Raw genomic sequence first — 22088 nt, forward strand, 5'->3', positions numbered from 1 at the left:
TCCGGTGACCGCCACCGAACCCGCTCGCGATGCCGCGCACCTGGCCGACGACCTGCGCCGAGCCGTCGGCGGGGAGGTGGCCTTCGACACCGCGACCCGGGCGATGTGGTCCGCCGACGCGTCCAACCATCGTCGCGTCCCGCTCGGGGTGGTGGCGCCCCGCGACGCCGCGGACGTCGAGGCGGCGCTGGCGGTGTGCCGCGAGCACGGGGCGCCGGTCCTGCCGTTGGGCGCGCGGACGTCGATCGCGGGCCAGTCCGTCAACACCGCGGTCGCGCTGGACTTCACCCGCCACATGAACCGGATCGTCGAGATCGACCCGGACGCCCGTGCCGCCCGCGTCCAGCCCGGGGTGGTGTGCGACGCGCTCCGTGACGCCGCCCGCCCGCACGGGCTCACGTTCGGCCCGGACCCGTCCACGCACAACCGCTGCACGCTCGGCGGGATGATCGGTAACAACGCCTGCGGGTCGCACTCCGTGGCGTGGGGAAAGACGGTCGACAACGTCGAGGCGCTGGACCTGCTCACCTACCGGGGCGAGCGGGTGTCGACCGGCGACGCCGGCCGGATCGGCGCGGAGCTGCGCGCGCTGGGGGAGCGGCGCGCCGGGGCGATCCGGGCCGGTTTCCCGCGGCTCACGCGGCGGGTGTCGGGCTACAACCTCGACGAGCTGCTGCCCGGAACCGTCGACCTCGCCCGCGCGATGGTCGGCACCGAGGGGACGTGCGCGACGGTCGTCGAGGCGACGATGACGCTGGTGGAGTCGCCGCCCGCGCGTGCGCTGGCCGTCCTGGGCTTCCCGGACGCGTACCTCGCGGCGGAGCACGCCGTCACCGTCCGGGAGCACTCGCCGCTGACGATCGAGGGCATGGACGCGGGCCTCATCGCGGCGCTGCGGGCGCACCGGCCGGGGGAGACCTCCTCGCGGATGCTGCCCGACGGCGGTGGCTGGCTCTACGTCGAGACCGGCGGGGCCACGCGCGACGAGGCCGAGGAGGCTGCGCGGAAGGTGGCACAGGACGTCGGGTCGTCGCTGGTGGTGAGCGACCCGGCCCGGATGCGGGCGCTGTGGCGCATCCGCGAGGACGGCGCCGGCATCCTCACCCGCTCGGCGGACGGCGGCGAGGCCTGGCCCGGCTGGGAGGACGCCGCCGTCCCGCCCGTCAGGTTCGCCGACTACCTGCGCGAGTTCGACGCGCTGCTGCGCCGCCACGGCCGCCGCGGCGCCTACTACGGCCACTTCGGCGACGGCTGCCTGCACGTGCGCATCGACTTCGACCTGCTCACCCGGGCCGGGATCGCGAACTACCGGGCCTTCCTCGAGGACGCCGCCGATCTCGTCGTCGCCCACGGCGGATCGCTCTCGGGCGAGCACGGCGACGGGGCCGCGCGCGCCGAGCTGCTGCCGAGGATGTACCCGCCCGAGGTCATCGCGGCGTTCGAGGAGTTCAAGGCGATCTGGGACCCGGACGGGCGGATGAACCCCGACCGGGTCGTCCGCCCCGCGAAACTGGACGAGGACCTGCGCGTCTTCGTCGGTCTCCCGACGCTGCCGGACACCCCCGTGCTCGCCTTCGCCGAGGACCGCGGCTCGTTCACCCGTGCCACCCGCCGCTGCCTCGGCGTCGCCAAGTGCGTCACGGCGTCCGGCGGGGTGATGTGCCCCAGCTACCGCGCCACGGGTGCGGAGATGCATTCGACGCGCGGCCGGGCGCGGCTGCTGTTCGAGATGGCCTCGGGCGAGGTGATCACCGGAGGCTGGCGCTCGCCGGAGGTGGCCGAGGCGCTGGACCTGTGCCTGTCCTGCAAGGGCTGCAAGCGCGACTGCCCCGTCGGCGTGGACATGGCCGCCTACAAGACCGAGTTCCTCGCCCAACGCTACCGGCGGCGGTTGCGGCCGCGGCAGCACTACGCGATGGGGGCGCTGCCGCGGTGGCTGCGGCTCACCCGGGCCCGCCCGCTGCGGGCGGTGTTCAACGCCCTCGCGCGCTCCCCGCTCGCGGGGGTGGCGAAGCGCCTCGCCGGGGTGGACGCGCGCCGGGACATCCCGACGCTCGCGCCGACGACGTTCACGGGGACGGGGGAGGGGCGGTCCCGCCGCCGCCGTCGCAGTGGGGCGCGCGGGCGGCTCCTCCTGTGGCCCGACACGTTCACCGACCACTACGACCCGTCGATCGCCGAGGACGCGGTCGCCGTCCTGGAGGCCCTCGGCTACATCGTCGAACTGCCGCCGCGAACGGTCTGCTGCGGCCTGACGTGGACGTCCAGCGGCCAGGTCGGCGCCGCCCGCCGGGTGCTCTCGCGCAGCCTGCGAACCGTCGAGCCGTGGCTCGCGGCGGGCGTCACGGTCGTCGGGCTGGAGCCGTCCTGCACCGCGGCGCTGCGGGCGGACGCCGCGGAGCTGCTGCCCGACGATCCGCTGGTCCCGGTGCTGCGCACGCACGTGCGGACGTTCGCGGAGGTACTCGCAGGCCACCTCGACGAGCTGCCTTCCCGGCCGGGGCAGCGCGCGATCGTGCAGATCCACTGCCACCAGCACGCCGATCTCGGGTCGGAGGCCGACCGGGCGGTCATGACGGCGCTCGGGGTCGAGCCGGAGTTCGTCGAGGGCTGCTGCGGTCTCGCCGGGAACTTCGGGTTCGAGCACTACGACGTGTCGCTCGCCTGCGCGGAGCACGCACTGCTCCCGGCGGTGCGGTCCGCCGGCCCGGACACCGAGGTGGTGGCCGACGGGTTCAGCTGCCGCACCCAGCTCCGCCAGGCGGGGACCCGCGAGCCGGTACACCTCGCGACCATCGCCGCCCGGGCGTTGCGCTCGCCACAGTGAGGTCCCTGGGCTGCGCGCCGTCGCGGAAGCGCCTAGCGTTGAGCCGCATGTTGGCAGTCACCGATATCGCGGCCGAAGCCATCAAGTCCCTGACCACCGACGCGCAGATCCCCCGGCAGGGCGGGCTGCGCATCACCACCGCGGAAACCGGGCCCGCCGAGGGTGGGCTCCAGCTGGCGCTGGCTCCCGAGCCCGTCGCCGACGACGTCGTCGTCGGCGATCCCGGATCCGCGGTGTTCCTGGAACCCGCCGCGGCGGCGTTCCTCGACGACATGGTGCTCGACGTCGAGGCCGCGCCCACAGCGGACGGCGGCCAGGAGCTCCGGTTTGCCCTCGCGCCGAAGCCCGCGGAGGCCTGATCGCCCACCCGACCGAGTAGGACCGAGTAGGACCGACCCGCGCCGCCCGCCGATCCGGCGGGCGGCGCCGTCGTGGGAGGCCGTCGTGCCAGGCCGTTGTGCCGGGCCGTCGTGCCAGGCCGTTGTGCCGGGCCGTCGTGCCAAGGCCGCCCGGTCCGGCCCGTACCCGCGAGTTGCGCATCCCATCAGGCGGTGTTGCGGGTTTCCTCAGGGCCACGCCGGGACACGCGCCGGGACGCACCGGGAACACCGCGCGCACCCGACCCGTTGTCCCACCGCCGGCCTGTCCCGACCGGCGTGCCCGTGCCCACGCGCTGCAGGGAGAGCCCGTGCCCCCACCCGACGCCCCGTCGGATGCCGCCGGGGCCGTCGCATCGGGCGTGCGCCCAGCCGTGTTCGCGGTGGGCGGCATGGCCGCAGCGGCTCTCGCCGCGCTGCTCGTCGGGTCGCTGCACGTGATCGTGGGCCCGGACGAGGTCGATCCGGTGCGCCGCACGATCAGCGAGTACGCGCTCGGCGACTACAAGCCGATGTTCGACGCCGGTGTGCTGACGCTGGCCGCGGGGTCCGTGATCGTGCTGGTGGCCCTGGCCGGAACGCGCCTGCTCCGGGTGGTGAGCGCGCCGTCGCTGCTGCTCGCGACGTGGAGCGCAGCCCTGGTCCTGGTCGTGGTCTTCGAGAAGATCGACTGGTCGGTGGGACCCACAGCAGGTGGCTACCTGCACCGCTACGCGAGCCTGGTGGCGTTCCTGAGCCTGCCGCTCGCCGGCCTGCTGCTCGCGCTGCGTCACCGACGTCGCTGGCCCGCCGCGGCGCGATGGACGGGGGCACTGTCGCTGCTGTCGCTCGCCTGGCTCGCCCCTATCCTGCTCGGGTTCGCGCTGCGGCCGCTGACGGGCGTGCCGTGGTGGCGGTTCGTCCCGCTCGGGCTGGTCGAGCGGGGCCTTGCGGTCACGGAGGTTGCCGTGGTCTTCGCGCTGGGCTGGTGGGCCTGGTCGGCCGGGCGTGCGCGGGAGACGGCGCGGTGACCGATCGCGCGCTCGTCCTCGGCGGGGGCGGGTTCACCGGTGTCTCGTGGATGTGGGGGATGCTCGCGGGGCTGGTCGAGCGGGGGATCGACCTGCGAGCAGCGGACCTCGTCGTCGGGACGTCGGCCGGCTCCGTCGTGGGCGCCCAGGTCGCGTCCGGGCTGGACGTGGAAGAGCGGTATGCCGCGCAGCTGCGGCCGCTGGCGGACGAGGTGCCGGTGTCGCTGCCGCTGCTGCGCAAGCTCCGGTTCGGTGCGGCCCTGTTCGGCGATGCTGCGGCGGCGCGGCGGCGGATCGCGGCGATCGCGCTGCGTGTCCCGACCGTGCCGGAGGAGGAGCGGCTGCGCCTCATCGGGGACCGTCTGCTGGTCACCGCGTGGCCGGACCGGGAGCTGAAGGTCACCGCGGTCGACACCGCCACCGGCGAGCTCACCGTGTTCGAGCGCTCGTCCGGGGTGGCGCTGCGGCAGGCGGTGACGGCGAGCTGCGCGGTGCCGGGCGTGTGGCCCCCGATCACCGTGAACGGCCGCCGCTACGTCGACGGCGGGCTGCGCTCGCCCGCCAACGCCGACCTCGCCGCCGGGTACGCGCGCGTGGTGGTGCTCGCGCCGATCCCGCGCGGCATCGGCCCCATCCCCGGGGTGGAGCGGCAGGTCGCGCAGCTGCGCGAGCACTCGCGGGTGGCGCTCGTCAGCCCGGACGGGGCGTCGCGGGCCGCGATCGGGCGCAACGCCCTGGACCCGGGCAGGCGGCCCCGGGCGGCGCGTGCCGGGCGGCGGCAGGCGCGGGCGGTGGCTGCCGAGTTGCGGGCGGTCTGGGAGGTCTGACCGGTCCGTGCACGGCATTCCTCGCAGCGTGCCGCGTCACCTCACAGCCGTCCGGCCAGTTGCGAGGTGACCCCCGAGGCTGCGAGGTGCGGCCGGTCGCCGTCCGGGCTACGGCTCGCGGACCTGCCCGTCCGCCACGATCCACCGCCGCGTGACGCGCACCGCGTCCAGCATCCGGCGGTCGTGGGTGACGAGCAGGACGGTGCCGGGGAAGGAGTCGAGCGCCTGCTCGAGCTGCTCGATGGCGGGCAGGTCCAGGTGGTTGGTGGGCTCGTCCAGGACGAGCAGGTTGACCTCGCGGGCCTGAGCAGGGCCAACGCGGCTCGGGTGCGCTCGCCGGGGGACAGCGACGCGGCGGGCCGCGGGACGTGTTCGGCGGTGAGCCCGAACTTCGCGAGCAGGGTCCGCACCTCCGACTCGGTCCATGACGGCATCGCGTCCCCGAACGCCCGTGCGAGCGGCGTCGGGCCGAGGAACAGCCCCCGGGCCTGGTCGATCTCGCCGACCCGCACACCCGACCCGAGCCCAGCAGAACCGGCATCCGGAGTGACCCGGCCCAGCAGCAGGCCCAGCAGCGTCGACTTGCCTGCGCCGTTCGCCCCGGTGACGGCGATCCGGTCCGCCCAGTCCACCCGCACGTCCACCGGGCCGAGCTGCCACGCGCCGCGCCGCACCATCGCGCCCGACGCCGACGCGACGACCGTTCCGGAGCGGGGTGCCGCGGCGATCGTCATGCGCAGCTGCCACTCCTTGCGGGGCTCCTCGACGACCTCCAGCCGCTCGATGGCCCGCTCCGTCTGCCGCGCCTTCGCCGCCTGCTTCTCGCTGGTCTCGGCCCGCTTCGCCCGACCGATCTTGTCGTTGTCGGTGGACTTGCGCCGGGCGTTGCGCACGCCCTGGGCCATCCAGTTCCGCTGCACGACCGCGCGTTCCTTGAGACCGGTGAGCGTGTCGGCGTACGCCTCGTAGGCCTCGCGGGCGTGGCGGCGGGCCCGCGTCCGCTCCTCCAGGTAGGACTCGTAGCCGCCGTCGTAGATCCCGACCTGCTGCTGGGCGAGGTCGAGCTCCACGATCCGCGTCACGGTGCGGGCGAGGAACTCGCGGTCGTGGCTCACGATCACCGTGGCCGACCGCACACCCGCGACGAACCGTTCCAGGCGTTCGAGGCCGTCCAGGTCGAGGTCGTTGGTGGGTTCGTCGAGCAGCAGCACGTCGTAGCGCGACGCGAGGAGCGCGACGAGCCCGGCGCGCGCTGCCTGCCCGCCGGACAGCGTCGCCGTCGGCGCGTCGAACGCCACTCCGAGCCCGACGTCGGCGGCGATCTCCGCGGCGCGCTCGTCCAGGTCGGCCCCGCCGAGGGCGAGCCAGCGGTCCAGGGCTGCGCTGTAGCGGTCCCCGCCACCGGCTGCCAGCTCCTCCGCTGCCGCGTCCATCGCCGCCTGCGCGGCGGACACCCCGGTGCGCCGCGCGACGTACGCGGCGACGGACTCGCCCGCCCGGCGCTCCGGCTCCTGGGGGAGGTAGCCGACGGTCGCGTCCGGCGGGCTGAGCGAGACCCGGCCCGCGGCCGGCTCGGCCAGGCCCCCGAGCATCCGCAGCAGCGTCGACTTGCCCGCTCCGTTCGCCCCGACGAGCCCGACGACGTCGCCGGGTGCGACGACCAGGTCCAGGCCGGAGAACAGGACACGGGAGCCGTGGCCCGCGGCGAGATCGGTGGCCTGGAGGGTCGCGCTCATGACGAGGGTGACGCTACCGGGAGCGCCGAAGTCGCCTGCCGGGTCCCGGGAATCGTCAAGAGTTGCGATGTCGTGCACAGCGGGACCCGGGAGGCTGCCCGTGTGAGTGCAGGCAGCGGTGTCAAGGTGGCGCGCGTGCCCGCCGCGGGGACGGAGTGTCGATGAAGGCGACGTGGGCGCGACTCGAGCTCGCGGCGCGACGGGCCCTCCGCCGGATCGAGGGCGTGCGCGATCGGAAGTGGGGAATCCGAACCAGCGACGAGATCGAGTTGGCTGCTCTCGGTGCCGAGGGCTCCGACCGCAATCCCTACGCGCCGAGCCGGTGGTCGACGCTCGAGAAGATCCTCCCGCCGGCCGAGGTGACCGCGAAGGACGTCTTCCTCGACCTTGGCTGCGGGATGGGGCGGGTTCTCCTGGTCGCGGCGTCGCGGTACCGGTTCCGCGCGGTGATCGGCGTCGAGGTGTCTGCGGAGCTCTGTGAGATCGCCAGGGCCAACGTTGTCGCGGCCCGGTCCAGGTTGGTCTGCGAGGACGTGCAGGTGGTCGAGGCCGACGTCCTCGACTACAACGTTCCCGACGACGTCTCGGTGGTGTTCATCTACAACTCGTTCGGCGGGCATGTCTTCGCGCACGTCGTGGACGGGCTGGTCGCCTCCTTCGACCGCAATCCGCGTGACCTGCGGATCGTCTACCACAACCCGGTCGAAGAGGCTGCGCTGCTCGCGACCGGGCGGATCCTCCCGATCCGCGCCGCACTCGAGTTCAAGCTCACGCCGGATTTCGACAGCTGGCGCTCGCTGCGCATGTACGTCGTGGGCTCGCCGTCGGTACGCGACGTTGCCGACGGGACGCCCTCGATGGTGGAGAACTGGTCCTCCGGCGCGCACACCGATCGGGCTCGCCCATGAGCTCGACCCTCGATCCCGGCGACGGCGGTGGCCCGTCGCGCTTCTCCGAGCCGATTCCCGCCCCCCGCGGCTGCCCGGGCGGAGGACCCGCATCAGACGCTGCCGGCATCGACCGGTCGATTCAGGAGGCTGCCATGTCGATGACGCACGAGGCGAACGGCAACGGCCCCGTGGTGACGCACGTGATCGCTGCATCGGGTGGTGAGAACGGATCGGCGGTCGCACCCCGCGGCGTCGTCCCGCTCGCGGCCTCGGTGATCGGCCCGGTGGCGCCGGGACACGTGATCCCGTCGGTGTCACTGATCATCCCGACGAAGAACGAGGCGTCGAACGTCTCCTGGGTGCTCGAGCAGGTCCCCTCGGTCGTCACCGAGATCGTCATCGTTGACGGGCACTCGTCGGACGCCACGATCGTTACGGCCCGGTCCAGCCGCAACGACGTGAAGGTCGTGACCCAGGAAGGAATGGGCAAGGGCGACGCACTGCGCAAGGGCTTCGCCGAGGCCACCGGTGAGATCCTCGTGATGATCGACGCTGACGGCAGCATGAACCCGCAGGAGATCACGCACTTTCTGCACTTCCTGGACAACGGCTACGACTTCGTCAAGGGATCGCGGTTCACCGGCGGCGGCGGGTCGCGCGACATCACCCGCATGCGCCGGATGGGGAACATGGCGTTCCGGCAGATGGTGAACGTGCTCTTCGACGCCCAGCTCACGGATCTGTGCTACGGCTACTGCGCGTTCCACCGTCGCTACCTGCCGTTCCTCAACCTCCGCACGTCCGGGTTCGAGGTCGAGACCGCTCTCGTGATCTCGGCGCTGCGCGCGGGGCTGCGGATCGCCGAGGTACCGAGCATGGAGATGCCGCGGCGCCACGGACGCTCCAACCTCAGGACGTTCCGCGACGGCAGTCGCGTGCTGAACACGATCATCCGTGAGCACCGGTCCCGCAATGTCGTCCTGCCGGGCCGAGGCCTACCGGCGCTTCCGGCAGCCGACCCGGCCCGTGCCGACCACCTCGCGTGATCGGCCTGCATGGTGGCCGCGTTCCCGTCCGGCCCACACCGCGCTCATGCCTGCTCGCGACGGTTCTCGGGCAGGGCCTCCTCCTGGCCCCTGTCCTGCTCCTGCCGCCGGGCGGTGTCCGGACGATCGCCACCGTGGTGTATCTCGTCGGGGCGCCTGCGCTACCGGTCTTCCTCTCGCTCACCGGTCTTGACCTCCTGCTTCGGGCCGTCCTCGGGGGCTCCGTCGCGGTCGTGGTGAACACGGTGGTCGCCGAGTTCATGGTGGTGACCAGGAACTGGTCGATCGTCGGCGGCATCGTCGCAGTCGGTGTCGCAAGCGTGGCGATCGCGCTGGTGGGGTTCGGCATGTCGCGGGAAACGCACAGGCAGGCCGCGGGCGGGTTGGGTTGATGGACGTTGACGTCGTCCGGCCCGGCGAGCTCGGCCCGCCGGAAATCGACGCCTGGCGTCGGTTCCAGACGACCTGCCCGGAGTGGGCTAACCCTTTCCTAGCCCCTGAGTTCGCGCTCGCCGTGGGGCAGGTGCGGCCGGAAGCCCGGGTGGCGGTGCTGTCGGGTCCGGGCGGCGCCCTCGGCTTCTTCCCGTTCGAGACGGGACCGTTCGGCTACGGGAAGCCGATCGCGGCCGGGCTCACCGACTGCCAGGGCCTCGTGCACGCCCCAGGTCTGGAGTGGGACCCGCGCGAGCTCCTGCGCCGGTGCGGCCTCGCGATATGGGAGTTCGACCACCTGGTCTGCGGGCTCGAGCCCCTCGAACCCTTTGTTCTGTGCCACGCCCCGTCCCCGGTGATCGACCTGCGCGGCGGGTTCCCCGCATACCTCGCCGGGCGCACCGCCTCGCGCATCCGCGACCTGCCGCGGCGGCGCCGCAAGCTCACCCGGGAGCACGGTGAGCCGCGGTTCGTCTACAACTCCGACGACCGTGCCGCGCTGCGCACCGTGCTGGCCTGGAAGTCCGCGCAGTACCGGCGGACCGGCCGTTCGGACCGGTTCGCCCGCCGATGGATCGTTGAGCTGGTCGAGACCCTGCTTGCCACCCGTACCCCGGCCTTCTCGGGGCTGCTGTCAGTGCTCTACGCGGGCGACACGATCGTCGCCGGCCATGTCGGGCTGCGCTCGGAGCAGGTCGTCCCGACCTGGTTTCCCGCGTACAACCCTGACTTCGCGCGCTACTCCCCGGGATTGCTGCTCCACCTGGAACTGGCCCGTGCGGCCGCCGACGCCGGCGTGCTCCAGGTGGACCTGGGGCGCGGTGCGAAGGACTACAAGGAGTGGCTCAAGACCGGCGACCTCACCGTCGCCGAGGGCAGGGTCACCCGCCGGGTACCGGGTGCCGCACTGCACTGGGCACGGCGCGAGCCGGCGCGGCGCCTGCGCAACACCGTCACGGCCCATCCCGTCCTGTTCCGCGCCGCGGACCGCGCGCTCAAGGCAACTGGCCGCGTGCGCATCCGCACCGCCACGGCCCACCCGACCCGTGAGGAGCTCAGCTGATGCCGGACGATGCCGCCCTTTCCGTCTCGGTCGTGATCTGCGCGTACACCGAGCGACGATGGGACGACGTACTTGCGGCGATCGAGTCGGTCCGGATCCAGCGGCTCCCCGCACACGAGATCATCCTCGTGGTCGATCACAATCCGACCCTCTTCGCCCGGCTGCGGGCCGAGCTGCCCGATGTGCTGGTGGTGGAGAACCGCCATCTCCGGGGCCTGTCCGGGGGGAAGAACACCGGTGTGGGGCTCGCGACGGGGGAAGTGGTGGCGTTCCTCGACGATGACGCCGTCGCGGAGCCGGGATGGCTCGGCCATCTCCTCGCAGGCTATGTCGAGCCGGAGGTCATGGGGGTCGGCGGGCTCACACTGCCCCTCTGGGAGACGGGGCGCCCCACCTGGTTGCCTGAGGAGTTCGACTGGACCGTCGGCTGCACCTTCGTAGGCCGCGAACCCGGCCGGGTGCGCAACCTGCTCGGCGGGAACGCGTCGTTTCGGCGCGAGGCATTCGTGCGGGCCGGAGGTTTTCCGGAGGGGATCGGCCGCTCGGCGGCCGACCGCAGGCCGCTGGGCTGCGAGGAGACCGAGTTCTGCATCCGGCTGGCTCAGCGCATCCCGGGCAGCGTGTTCGTCTACGACGCCGGTGCAGTCATCCACCACCGGGTGCCACGTCAGCGCGAGCGGTTCGGGTACTTCCGGACGCGCTGCTTCTCCGAAGGGCTCTCCAAGGCCCAGGTGACCCGCAGCGTCGGCGTCGCCGACGGGCTGTCCGCGGAGCGGCGGTACGCGAGGGTCACCCTGCGGCGGGGCGCGACGCGTGGCCTCCGTGACGCCGTGCGCGGAGACCTCGCCGGGCTGGCCCGTTCGGGTGCGATCGCCTCGGGGTTGCTCTTCACCACTGCGGGCTTCGCGCTCGGCACGCTGCGCGGCGCCGTGACACGGGTGACGCGATGACCGGGCCCGTCCCCGTGCTCATGTATCACTCGGTCGCCGAGCACCCTCCGCGGTCGACCCACCGGCTCTCGGTCGGCCCGGCGTCGTTCGCCGACCAGCTCGCCCACCTGCGCGACCACGACGTCGCCACTGTGACCTTCTCCGATGTGGCGGAGGCGATGGCGGGCGGCCCGGCGCTGCCCGAGCGGGCCGTCGCGCTGACCTTCGACGACGGCTACGCGGACTTCCACGAGACCGCGCTCCCCCTGCTGGAGCGCTTCGGCTGCACCGCGACGGTCTTCGTCACCACAGGATGGCTCGACGACGCGGGTTCCCACCGCGCCGGGCGGCCCCTGGACCGGATGATGACCTGGAGCCAGGTCGCCGAGAGCGCGGCCGCAGGCGTCGAGGTCGGTGCGCACAGCCACAGCCACCCGGAGCTGGACCAGCTGCCCGACGGGCTGCTCGCCGAGGAGCTGGCCACGAGCAAGGCGCTGCTGGAGGAGCGGCTTGCGGCCCCGGTGCCCGCCGTCGCCTACCCGTTCGGGTACTGGAGCCCCCGGGTGCGTGACGCCGCGCGCGGTGCCGGCTTCCGGCACGCCGCCGCGGTGGCCAATCGGCTCGCGGGCGCCGGACACGACGGCTATGCGCTCCCGCGGCTCACCGTCCGGCGCTCGACCGACCTGGAGACGTTCGCGCTGCTGGTGCAGGGCCGCCGGATCGGGCGGACGTTCGCCATGGACCGCTGCCTCACCGCGGGGTGGAAGGCCGTGCGTCGTGCACGTTCCGGAATGCGGAGTCGCTGAGATGACCGATGTCGACCAGAGCGCCGTGGTGCCGACCTCTGCCCTCGCCGAGAGCGAGCCGCAGATCGACCGCGCTGCGTCGAACGGCTGCGTCGTCGACGTCGCCGAGGCCGAGGCGCCGCACCGGGAGGCCTGGCGCGTCCAGCTGCGCAACCATCTGGCCGACCCCTTCTTCCGCAATGCCTACGCGCTGATCGCCAACACCGGTCTCACCGCCCTGCTGGGCCTGGGGTTCTGGGCGCTCGCGGCGCGCCTGTACGACGATTCAGACGTCGGCCGCGCGTCCGCGCTGATTTCGGCGATGACGGTGCTGTCGGGCGTCGTCGCGATCAACCTCGCCGGCACGCTCAGCCGGTTCATCCCGGAGAGCGGGCGGCGGACCGGTCGCCTCATCGGCGCCGCCTACGCGCTCAGCTCGGCGGCCGTCCTCGTCCTTACCCTGGGCTTCCTGCTCTTCCTGGGGCAGTGGGGGACCTCCTTCGAGCTGCTGCGCGATCCGGTGACTGCGGGATGGTTCCTGCTCGCGGTCGTCGCGGCGGGCATCTTCACCGTGCAGGACGGCGTGCTGGTCGGGCTGCGCAGCGCGGTGTGGGTGCCGATGGAGAACGTCGTCTTCGGGATCGCGAAGATCGTGCTCCTCGTCGTGCTGGCCGCGTCGTTCCCCGGGGACGGGGTCTACCTCGCGTGGATCGTCCCGATGATGCTGCTGATCCTGCCGATCAACGCGCTGATCTTCGGGCGGCTCGTTCCCTGGCACGTGGCCGCAAGCCCGGCGGACCAGTCGCCGCCCACCCGCCGCACCATCGGCCGGTTCTTCCTCGCGGACTATGCGGGATCGCTGTTCATGTTCGGGGCCGCGACGGTTCCGCCCGTCCTCGTGGCGCCGTTCGTGGAGCCGTCGACGTTCGCCTACTTCTACATCGCCTGGATCACCGCCGGCGCGCTGAACCTGCTGGGCATCAACCTCGCTCACTCGCTGACCGTGGAGGGCGTCTACGAGGCCCGCCGACTCGTGATCAATACCCGTGCGGCGCTCCGCCGGGGCGCCCTGCTGACCGTGACCGCCGCCGTGTTCCTGGGCGTCGCTGCGCCGACGTGCCTCGAGCTGCTCGGCAGCGGGTACGTGGAGGCCACGTCGATGCTGCAGGCGCTAGGGATCGCGGCGATCCCCCGGATGATGATCGAGATCTGGGTCGGTGTGCTGCGCGCGCGAAGCCGGGTCCGCGAGATCGTCCGGGTGCAGGTTGGCTCCGGCGGGCTCGCCGTCGCCGCCGTCGCCGTGTGGGTCTACCTGTGCGTCGGCAGCGGCGGGTCCGACACCGAGCTGATCACCGGTGTCGGCGTGGCCGTGCTGCTGAGCCAGGTCGCCGTCGCCGCCGCGGTGGCCCCCGCGTTCGTCCGCTTCGTGCGTGACGGGGACGGAGCCGGTGCAGGCCAAGCAACGCCGAACGGGCGGTCCGAGCCGGACCCGCCGGCGGCCCCGGAGGACCGGGACGCACCGTTGACCGCGGACCGGCCGGGCGGGGGCGGCCCGGCCGGGGACCCGGCACTCGACGACCCGACACTCGCGGATCCGGCTCCCGCGGATGCCCCACCCTGGGATGCCGCTCCCGGCGACGCGGCTCGCGGGGAATCGGCTCCCGCGGATGCCCCACCCTGGGACGCCGCTCCCGGGGACGCCGCTGCCGACGAGGCGGCTCCCGAGGTGGCGGCGCCCGAGGATGAGGCTTCCGCGGCCGCCGTCCCAACCGCCGGCGAGGCACCGCCCGCCCCGGCACCGGGCAGGATCGCGCGGCTCCTCCCGTGGCTGCTCGGCCTGGTCGGCGCCGTTGCCGTGACCCTCACCGTGCGGGGGCTCGCGGAGGTCCGGCCCGCCGCGGTGGACGGCTACGGGCTCGTCTCCGGCCTGCCCGTGATCGTCCTCGCGGGACTGGGCCTGCTCACGGTCACGTTCCTGGCGACCCTGGCCCGGCGGCGGCAGAACCGCTTCCTGCTCGCGGCGCTGCTCGTCGCCACGATCTGCTGCCTGCACGGGGCCACGCTGTTCGCCTCGCCACAGCCGAGGTTCAACGTCACGTGGGTCCACCTCGGGTTCGTCGAGTTCATCTCCCGCACCGGCGGCCTCGCGGAAGGCCTCGACGCGCGATTCAGCTGGCCGGGGTTCTTCGCCCTCGTCGCGTTCTGGCTGGGCGACCGCCCGAGCTCCGAGCTCGTGCCGCTGCTCGGCTTCGTGCCCGTGGTGTCGAACCTGCTCTACCTGCTGCCGCTGGCCCTGCTCATCCGGAACCTGCGGATGAGCTGGCAGGCGGCGTGGACGTCGGCGTGGCTGTTCGGCGTGCTGAACTGGATCGGCCAGGACTACTTCTCCCCCCAGGGCTTTACCTACGGCCTCTACCTCGTCTTCATCGCGGGCATCGTGACCTGGCTGCGCGCGCCGGCCGGTACGGAGGTGCCGCCGGGCCGGTGGTCGACGATCGGTCGCCGGCTCGGGTTCCCGCCGGCCACCGTGGCCGGCGAGCTGCCCCCGACGCCCGTCGGGCCGAGGCTGCGAGCGGCGATCCTCCTGGTGCTGGTCGGCGTCTTCCTGGTCGCGGTCGCCGGGCACCAGCTGACCCCGTTCGTCATGGTGGCCGCCTGCGCCGCGCTGGTGCTCGTCGGCCGCTGCGCGCCCCGCAGTCTCCCGGTGCTGCTCGCCGCGCTGCTCGCCACGTTCATCAGCTACCTGGCGGTCGACTTCTGGAGCGGGCACCTCGCGAAGCTCTTGGGTGGCGTCGGCGACGTGGGCGGCAATCTCAGCACGAGCATCGTCGAACGCGCCGGTGCGGGCGCCGAGCATCAACACGTCGTCCTCACGCGGGTCGGGCTGGCCCTCTTCGTCGCCGGTCTGGCGTGGATCGGCCTGCTGCGCCGTCGGCGTCGCGGCATCGCGGATCGGGTGCTCGTCGTCCTGCTCGTGGTCCCGCTGCTCACGGTCGGCTTGCAGAGCTATGGCGGCGAGATCATGCTGCGCGCCTACCTCTTCGTGTTGCCCGCCGCGGCGATCCTCGCAGCGTGCGCCTTCCTGCCGGCGATCGACGGGAAGCGCCCGCGCCCGCTCGCCTTCATCGTGCTCGGCGCGACGATGCTGGCGCTGGTCGGGGCGTTCCTGGTCGCCCGCTTCGGCAACGAGGCCTACGAGCGCACGGACCCCGCCGCGCTCGAGGCCGTCGAGTTCGTCTACGACCAGCCGGGGGTGGTACGGGTCGTCTCGGTCACGCTCCCGGCGACCGATGCACCCCCGTTCCTCCCCGTGGGCTACCGCGACGCCGAGCGCACGCGGTACACCAACCTTCCCGCGCCTGAGGACCCGAGCGACGTCTCCGACCTCGTCGCGGCCCTGCGTGACCTGGGGCCGGGCGCCTACCTCGTGACGACGGCCGAGACGGAGGCCTACCTGCGGATCAACCTCGGCTACCCGCCGGACTGGGGCGAGCGGTTCGCCCGCGCACTCACCGCGCGACCGGAGATCGAGCGGGTGGCGGGAACCGACGGTGCCGCCGTGTACCGGGTGCGGGGCCTGCCACCCCCGGCGCCGGCGCCGGCGCCACCGGTGTCGTCGGTGGACATCGGATCGACTCCCTGGACGGGGTTCGGGTTGATCCTCCTGGCCGGGCTCACTGTGCTCGTCGGAAGCCGGGAGATCCGGCGCATCCTGGGTCGTCCGGTCGGGGACAGGACGGTCTCGTGGATCGTCGGCATACTGGCGGTGGGGTTGCTGCTCGTGATCATCGAACGGCTGGTGCTGCTGGCATGACCGGAGGATGGACGTGGGACGGCTTCAGCCGACCGGGACAGGGTGGACGGTGGCTGGGCGGGCCGCTCTGATCGGCGCGATCCTGATTCTGGTGACCGCGGCGGCGAGCGCGCCGTCGCCGGCCCGGGAATGGCCCCGATGGGGTTTCACACATACCCAGTTCAGCGCGGACCATGGCGAGCCCGAGGCGGTCACGGCTATCGTCGGCGCCCTGGCCCAGCAGCCGCTCGTGCAGGTGCAGCCGATCATGGGCTGGGGCGCCGGGAACCCCGAACCGTCGCCAGGCATGTACGACTTCGAGAGCCTGGACAGCCGGATGGACTTCATCCGGCGCTCCGCGGGCGTACCCGTGATCACGCTGTGCTGCGCGCCGGACTGGATGAAGGGCGGGCAGGCGGGCCACACCGACTGGGACGAGATCGAGACCGCACCGCTCCCGCAGCACTTCGCCGACTTCGCCGAGCTGAGCGCTGTGATCGCCCGCCGCTATCCCGACGTGCGGCACTTCATGGTGTGGAACGAGCTCAAGGGCTTCTTCGACGACGAGGCAGGGAAGTGGGACGCGGAGGCCTACACCGACCTCTACAACCAGGTGTACGTCGCGCTGAAGGCGGTGAACCCCGACATCCAGGTCGGCGGCCCCTACATGGGGATGGCCACCGCTAGGCCGAACGCGTGGATGCATGCCTCCGCCGTCCGCGGCGACTGGGGGGCACTCGACCGACGTTCGTTGGATGTCGTGGAGTACTGGCTCACGCACAACGTGGGGGCCGACTTCGTAGTCGTGGACGGGTTGGCCACCACCGCCGGGGGTGCGCCGGACGAGTTCGCTGCGCTGGGCAAGCTGTCGGCCGTGTCCCGCTGGGTGCGGGAACGGACCTCGCTGCCGCTGTGGTGGGCCGAGTGGTACGTCGGCCCGGACCGTCCGGACTGGAGCGCCGATCGACGGGTCGCGCTGCGGACCGCAGCGCTCATCGAGCTGGCAGCGGCCGGTGCGGACACGGTGCTCTACTGGAATCCGGCCCCCGCCGGCCCGGGGTGCGCCTCGTGCCTGTGGACCGACACCGAGGAGATGGGTGGCGGCGCCCCCTTGCCCTACCTCGCCGTCCTGCAGGAGTTCGCCCGGTCGTTCCCCCGCGGAACCCCGCTTGTCGCCGTGCCCGAGCCACCGGGCGTACGGATCCTCGCCTCGCCAGAACGGCTCGTCGCCGTCAACACCACGGGCGAGCCACGGATGTTCGGACAGGACGGTCGGGAGGTCGTCCTCGGCCCGTACGAGACCCGCTGGATCACACGGACGGCGATCACCTGAGGTCCCGACCGCCCGAGCACCGGGAGCGGCCGGTGGATTCAGGCTCAGTGCAGCGCCGGGTCGGGACGCCGAGCACGTCGCCCGGCGACATCACGAGATCGACCGGCGACGGGGAGTTGTCGACCTGGAGCCTGCTGATCGCCACCCATTCGTCCCGGGTGGCGACCCAGGCCTGGTCGACGTCGCAGCTACCGACGGTTCCCGGCGGCTCGGTCGCAAGGACCCCGGTGCGCTGCGCCCGGCGCACCGTGATCTCCAGCCCGTCGACGCCACGGGTACGGGGGCGCCCCCACGGCGACGCCCAGGGGCCGTAGTCGCAGGCGCGGACCAGCCCGGTCACGCGGGTGGCGTCCTCGCTCCACGGGATCCACCCGTCGTGCGGGATGCCCCGCCCGAAGTACCGCCGTCCGGTGCTGTCCTGCTCGATGACCGGGACGGTCGTCACGTCGGTCGCGAGGGCCGTCAGCAGCCGAGACACGAGCTCCAGCCCCCGTCGCACACAGGCCGCGGAGAGGCTGAAGCCGGTGTCGTCCGGCGAGACGGGGAACGAGGACTCGTACGCGACGGCACCGGTGTCGATCCCCGGCGCCATCCAGTGCAGCGTCACGGCGTGGGTCGTCTCGCCGTGGTAGAGCGCCCAGTTCGGCGCGTTCAGGCCGGCGTAGCCGGGCAACGGTCCCGGATGCAGGTTGAAGCACCCGACGCGCGGCGCCGCCAGCACCGCCGGCGAGACGACGTGCAGCGAGTGCACGTTCAGCAGGACATCGACCTCCCGGTCCCGCAGGACGCCCGCGAGGCCCGCGTCGCGAACCGCGGTGCCAGGCAACGTCGGGATGCTGAGATCTGCGGCGACGGCCGCGACGGTCAGGCCGCGGGCCCGGTCGGTGGAGCTCGACGCGGTCAGCACCAGGGGAATGACGTGGCTGGAATCGGCCAGGAGGCGCAGCGTCTGCACCCCCGCGGACTCCTCCGCGGCCAGCGCGATCCTCATGGTGTCGCTGCCGCGAGCCGCGCGGCGATCGCCTCGGTGCTCAGCCACAGGGAGTGGTGGCCCATCCACCATTCGCCGTCGAGGCGGGTCAGCAAGGTCTCCGGCGTTCCCAGCAGGGCGAGGACGCTCTGGTCTTCGCTGTGCACGAGGCTCCACTCGCTCGGCACCAGCAGGCACCGGTTGCCGTGCAGCTCACTCACCGTGTGCGCCTCGACCCGTCCGGTCACTGCCGCCGCACCCTGGGAGTCGGCGTGCCAGAACAGGTGCCCGAGCACGGCTGCCATGTCACCGCCGGGTGCCGCGACCTGCATGACCTGGGCGACCGACCCCGGTTCGAGGTAGTAGACGTACCAGCCGAGCACGCGGCCGCGGACGTCCCGGACAAGATGGCGCACCGGGGTCCCGCGGAAGGTCACGGCGGCGAGCTCCTCGAAGAGCCAGTCGACGTACGCCGTGTCGTAGTCGGGATGCAGCCGCAGATGTCGCGCCGCCGACCCGACCTGTTCGACGAGCGTGGCGGCGTCGAGCTGCTCGGTGAAGGTCTGCGGCTCAAGGGGGAGGACGCCTGGTACCCGGCCCGCGAGGCGGCGGGCCGCCGCATCGACCGGGGATCCGACGAACCCGATGGACCTAGTGAGCCACCTGCGCCCGCGCCTGCGGGAGAGGAACGCGCCGACCTGGGCCGGGCGCAGGAACTTCACCCAGCCGATCGACGCGGCAGTGTCGGTGCGGCCGCCGAGGCCGGTCCAGATCCGGCGCACATAGTCGGTCGCTCCGTCGGTGATCGTGATGTCCTGCGGTCCCGCCAGGTAGCGGCGCATCAGCAGCGCTCCGACGCCCTTGTGGCGGGCCTCCGGTGCGGCGACCAGCTGCCCGCTGCACCCGAGGCGGACGGCGCGCCCGTCCAGGCGCATCCGGCGGGCGTAGGAGCCGAGGAACCCGGCGATCTCGCCTTCGCGGGTCTCGTACACCAGGGACGGAATGTCCTCGTCGAACCACGGATGATCGATCAGGGTCCGCGCGAAGTAGTCCTCCAGCGCGAGCGGGTGCTCTGGCGTGCCCGATCGAACCACCCGCTCGTAGAGGGAACACACCTCTGGGAGGTCCTCGCGGGCCAAGGGGCGGATACCGCTCATGGCAGCCTCACCAGGTGCCCCGGGCGTCGAGGACCCCCGACTCGTCCAAGTACGTAGTGATGCGTCGCACCGAGCGGAAGTTCTCGATGTCGAAGTCGTCGAGGGGGAGTTCGCAGGCGAACGTCTCCTCGATCGACGTGATCAGCATGACCAGCGCGAGAGAGTCCACCAGCCCGGTCTCGATCAGGTCGACGTCGGCGTCCGGTACGTCGATACTCAGGCGCTCCCGGACCAGGCCGAGGATGCGGTCGTCGAGGTCTGCGCCGCTGCGGTTCACGCGCCACCCACCGACTGTCCGCGCGAGGCCAGTTCGCGGGTGAAGGCCTCCCGGAGCTCCTTGCGGTCGATCTTGCCGTTGACGTTCTTCGGCAGCGCCTCCAGCTGTTGCCACCGCGCCGGCAGCATGTAGGGCGGCAGGAGGCTCGACACTGCGGTCCGCAGTGCGAGCGGCTGCAGGTCGACGCCGTCGGAGAGCGAGTAGGTGCAGCAGATCGTCGTGCCTTCGAACCCGCCGACGTCGACCCCGACGACGGCACACTCGCGCACCCCGGACTGGGCGTTGACCGCGGCCTCGATCTCGCCGAGCTCGATACGGTAGCCGCGGCTCTTGATCTGCGAGTCCGCGCGGCCGAGGAAGTGCACCAGCCCGTCCTCGCCGAGCCGGGCGAGGTCGCCGGTGCGGTAGATGCGTTCGCCCGTGCCGGGGCCGGTCACGAAGGCGTCGGCGGTCTTCTGCTCGTCGCGCCAGTACCCGGGGGAGAGCCCCACGCCCGAGATGTAGAGGTCACCGATCTCGCCCGACGGGACCGGGCGCCGCTGCTCGTCCAGGACGAGCAGCGACTCGCCGTCGCACGCTGTGCCGATCGGGATCGGCTCGGTCTCGTCGACGGGGCAGGCCGGAACGGTGTAGTAGCTGCTCGCGATCGTGGCCTCGGTGGGACCGTAGAGGTTCGTGAAGCGCACGTGCGGCAGCCGGCGCATCCAGTGCGCGAGGACCGGTGTGGGCAGCACCTCGCCGCACCACAGCAACCGCTCCATGGCCGGGAAGTCGTCCTGGGCGATCGCGTCGAACTTCGCGAGGTAGGTCAGCACCGACGGTACGGAGAACCACTGCGTGAGCTCGCGGTCGCGGATCATCGCCGCCAGGGCGCGCGGGTTGACGCTCAGGTTGCCCGGGACGAGGTGCAGCTCAGCGCCCGCCGCCAGCGTCGCGAAGATGTCGAACGTCGACAGGTCGAAGTGCAGCGGGGGGTGTCCGGAGATCCGGTCGGTCGGACGCGTCCCGAAGTACGTGACGGCCCACTCGACGAACGCCACGACGTTCGCGTGCGTGATCATCACGCCCTTGGGCACACCGGTCGAGCCGGAGGTGAAGAGCAGGTGTGCGAGGTCTCCGGTGCTCTGCGGGGCCGGCAGCGGTGCGGGCGAGAGGCGTGCGGCGTCGTCCCACGCGAATCCGGAGGCGAACCTGTCGCCGTACAGGGGCGCGTCCACCGAGCCGATCGGGGTGATGAGCCGCGACAGGGCGCCCGCGTCGATCAGCCCGTCGATCAGCGGGACGGCCGAGTCGTCGGCGAGGACCAGTGTCGGTTGTGCCGATTCGAAGATCCTCGCGACCCGCGCGGCGGGGCTCGAGCTGTCGATCGGCACGTACACGCCACCGGCCTTGAGGACGGCCAGCAGGCTCGCCACGGTGCGCGGGGTCTTGCTTGCCAGGACGCAGACCCGGTCGCCGGCGCGGCAGCCGGACTCCTGCAACAGGCGGGCGACGCGGTTGGTGGCCGCCTCGAGGTCGCCGTAGGTCAGTCGCTCGTCACCCATGACGAGCGCGCCAGCGGATGCGTCGCGCTCAGCCGAGCGGGTCAGGTAGTCCTGCAGTCGGGTGATCATGTCGTGACCATCTCCTGTGCCTTGGCGAAGACGACCGCGCAGTGGGCGAGCTCCTCCTCGCTCGGTGGGACGTCGAGGATGAATGTGCTCGTGCCGAGGTCCATGTAGTGGCTCAGCATCCGCGCGACGCGGTCGTAGCTGCCGACGAGATAGGGGCAGAACGTCCGGTAGTTCTGGAACGGACCCAACCAGTACGGATCCGGCTCGCCGTCGAGATCGGGGCCGGCGTGCTCGTCGCCGGACAGCTGACCGTGCCAGTGCGAGTCGGACACGGCCATCGCGAGCCGGTGGGTGATCTGCCCGCTCCGGTCGGTCGGGAAGCGCTCGTGCGCCACCCGCCAGGCCTCGTCCGTCGTGTCCCGCGCGACGATGCCGACCCGGATGCCGAAGCCACCCGTGAGACCGTCGGTCATCCACTCGATCTCCTGGCCCGGCGGCTGGGGGTACTTGACGGCGGTGGCGTCGAGCGCGCGCGCGGCCTCGCGGCCGGCCGGGGAGGACCCGGATACCAGCACGTCCGGCAACAGCTCGGCGGGGACCTTCGGCCGCAGGCGCAGACCCTTGACCGTGTAGTACTGCCCGTCGACGGTCACCGGACCCTCGTCGCGCAGCAGCGCCATGACGATCCGGGTGTACTCGACCGTCCGCCGGTAGCGCTCGTCGTGCTCGGTGTCGTCGCCCAGCGCGATCAGATCGTTGCGGAATCCGCCGGCCAGCATGTTCAGGTGCACGGCTCGTCCGTGCAGGTGGGCGAGCGAAGCGACCATCTTCGCCACCGCGTATGGGTGCATGTAGACGGGCTGGACCGCGACCAGCGGACAGAGCCGGCGGGTCGCCTGGATGATCACCTGCGATACTAGCCACGGGTCTACCAGGCCGTTGTCGGTGTAGACGAGGATCCCCTCGCACCCTGCCCGGTCGCTCCACCGCGCGATGTCGCGGACCATCGGCAAGTAGTCGGTCCCGCTGATCCCCTTCGAGGGTGGACACGTCGTGTAGATCCGCACGATTGATCCACCTCTC

At 72.5% G+C, this 22088-nt stretch carries 17 protein-coding genes and 1 pseudogene; 12 read left to right on the top strand and 6 right to left on the bottom strand.

The features are described from left to right. Positions 1-4 precede the first annotated feature (4 nt). The 4 genes from AB7J25_RS04890 to AB7J25_RS04905 all read left to right on the top strand — a co-directional run bounded on the left by AB7J25_RS04890 (position 5) and on the right by AB7J25_RS04905 (position 5041). Positions 5-2827 carry an FAD-binding and (Fe-S)-binding domain-containing protein gene (locus AB7J25_RS04890; RefSeq protein WP_428505457.1) on the top strand — a complete coding sequence of 941 codons (2823 nt, stop codon included), beginning with the start codon at positions 5-7 and terminating at the stop codon, positions 2825-2827. A gap of 47 nt (positions 2828-2874) precedes the next feature. Further along, positions 2875-3186, top strand: a complete 312-nt coding sequence (locus AB7J25_RS04895) for an adhesin (protein WP_428505459.1) — start codon at positions 2875-2877, stop codon at positions 3184-3186. Between the two features lie 329 nt (positions 3187-3515). Continuing rightward, entirely contained in the window at positions 3516-4214 is a 699-nt protein-coding gene (locus tag AB7J25_RS04900) for a DUF998 domain-containing protein (protein ID WP_428505461.1), read from the top strand. After that, on the top strand, positions 4211-5041 hold the full coding sequence (locus tag AB7J25_RS04905; protein WP_428505462.1) for a patatin-like phospholipase family protein: 831 nt from the start codon (positions 4211-4213) through the stop codon (positions 5039-5041). Before AB7J25_RS04900 ends, AB7J25_RS04905 begins: the two co-directional genes overlap by 4 nt. 108 nt (positions 5042-5149) lie before the next feature. Here the strand turns inward: AB7J25_RS04905 and AB7J25_RS04910 are convergent. Continuing rightward, positions 5150-6777 (bottom strand): annotated as a pseudogene (locus AB7J25_RS04910) (ABC-F family ATP-binding cassette domain-containing protein). A gap of 161 nt (positions 6778-6938) precedes the next feature. Between AB7J25_RS04910 and AB7J25_RS04915 the strand changes: the two are divergent. From AB7J25_RS04915 to AB7J25_RS04950, 8 genes are all read left to right on the top strand, one after another. After that, the gene (locus tag AB7J25_RS04915) at positions 6939-7685 is read left to right on the top strand and encodes a class I SAM-dependent methyltransferase (protein WP_428505464.1); all 747 of its coding nucleotides are present in this window, start codon (positions 6939-6941) and stop codon (positions 7683-7685) included. A 134-nt stretch (positions 7686-7819) separates the two neighbouring features. Next, entirely contained in the window at positions 7820-8713 is an 894-nt protein-coding gene (locus tag AB7J25_RS04920) for a glycosyltransferase family 2 protein (protein ID WP_428505466.1), read from the top strand. Positions 8714-8847: 134 nt separating this feature from the next. Further along, a complete protein-coding gene (locus tag AB7J25_RS04925; RefSeq protein WP_428505468.1) occupies positions 8848-9105 on the top strand; it encodes a hypothetical protein in 258 nt (85 codons plus the stop codon). Between the two features lie 131 nt (positions 9106-9236). Next, positions 9237-10208, top strand: a complete 972-nt coding sequence (locus AB7J25_RS04930) for a GNAT family N-acetyltransferase (protein ID WP_428505470.1) — start codon at positions 9237-9239, stop codon at positions 10206-10208. Then, complete coding sequence (locus AB7J25_RS04935; protein WP_428505472.1) at positions 10208-11158, top strand: glycosyltransferase family 2 protein; 951 nt, start codon at positions 10208-10210, stop codon at positions 11156-11158. Before AB7J25_RS04930 ends, AB7J25_RS04935 begins: the two co-directional genes overlap by 1 nt. After that, complete coding sequence (locus AB7J25_RS04940; protein ID WP_428505474.1) at positions 11155-11943, top strand: polysaccharide deacetylase family protein; 789 nt, start codon at positions 11155-11157, stop codon at positions 11941-11943. Before AB7J25_RS04935 ends, AB7J25_RS04940 begins: the two co-directional genes overlap by 4 nt. Before the next feature lies 1 nt (position 11944). Beyond that, positions 11945-15736: a lipopolysaccharide biosynthesis protein gene (locus tag AB7J25_RS04945; RefSeq protein ID WP_428505475.1), complete on the top strand. Its 3792-nt coding sequence runs from the start codon at positions 11945-11947 to the stop codon at positions 15734-15736. A 91-nt stretch (positions 15737-15827) separates the two neighbouring features. Then, on the top strand, positions 15828-17048 hold the full coding sequence (locus AB7J25_RS04950; RefSeq protein ID WP_428505477.1) for a GH39 family glycosyl hydrolase: 1221 nt from the start codon (positions 15828-15830) through the stop codon (positions 17046-17048). Here AB7J25_RS04950 and AB7J25_RS04955 read toward each other — a convergent pair. The 5 genes from AB7J25_RS04955 to AB7J25_RS04975 are packed head-to-tail and all read right to left on the bottom strand — an operon-like array spanning position 17041 to position 22072. After that, positions 17041-18039 (bottom strand): methionyl-tRNA formyltransferase, encoded by a 999-nt coding sequence (locus AB7J25_RS04955; protein ID WP_428505479.1) that lies wholly within the window; start codon positions 18037-18039, stop codon positions 17041-17043. The genes AB7J25_RS04950 and AB7J25_RS04955 overlap by 8 nt on opposite strands. After that, the gene (locus AB7J25_RS04960) at positions 18036-19175 is read right to left on the bottom strand and encodes an N-acetyltransferase family protein (protein WP_428505482.1); all 1140 of its coding nucleotides are present in this window, start codon (positions 19173-19175) and stop codon (positions 18036-18038) included. The genes AB7J25_RS04955 and AB7J25_RS04960 overlap by 4 nt, the downstream gene beginning before the upstream one ends. A 7-nt stretch (positions 19176-19182) precedes the next feature. Continuing rightward, positions 19183-19452, bottom strand: coding sequence for an acyl carrier protein (locus AB7J25_RS04965; protein WP_428505484.1), 270 nt, complete (start codon positions 19450-19452; stop codon positions 19183-19185). Further along, positions 19449-21065, bottom strand: coding sequence for an amino acid adenylation domain-containing protein (locus tag AB7J25_RS04970; RefSeq protein ID WP_428505486.1), 1617 nt, complete (start codon positions 21063-21065; stop codon positions 19449-19451). Before AB7J25_RS04970 ends, AB7J25_RS04965 begins: the two co-directional genes overlap by 4 nt. Further along, positions 21062-22072: an LLM class flavin-dependent oxidoreductase gene (locus AB7J25_RS04975; RefSeq protein ID WP_428505488.1), complete on the bottom strand. Its 1011-nt coding sequence runs from the start codon at positions 22070-22072 to the stop codon at positions 21062-21064. Before AB7J25_RS04975 ends, AB7J25_RS04970 begins: the two co-directional genes overlap by 4 nt. Positions 22073-22088 lie beyond the last annotated feature (16 nt).

This window comes from Pseudonocardia sp. (assembly GCF_050246655.1).
In the GTDB taxonomy this organism is placed as follows: domain Bacteria; phylum Actinomycetota; class Actinomycetes; order Mycobacteriales; family Pseudonocardiaceae; genus Pseudonocardia.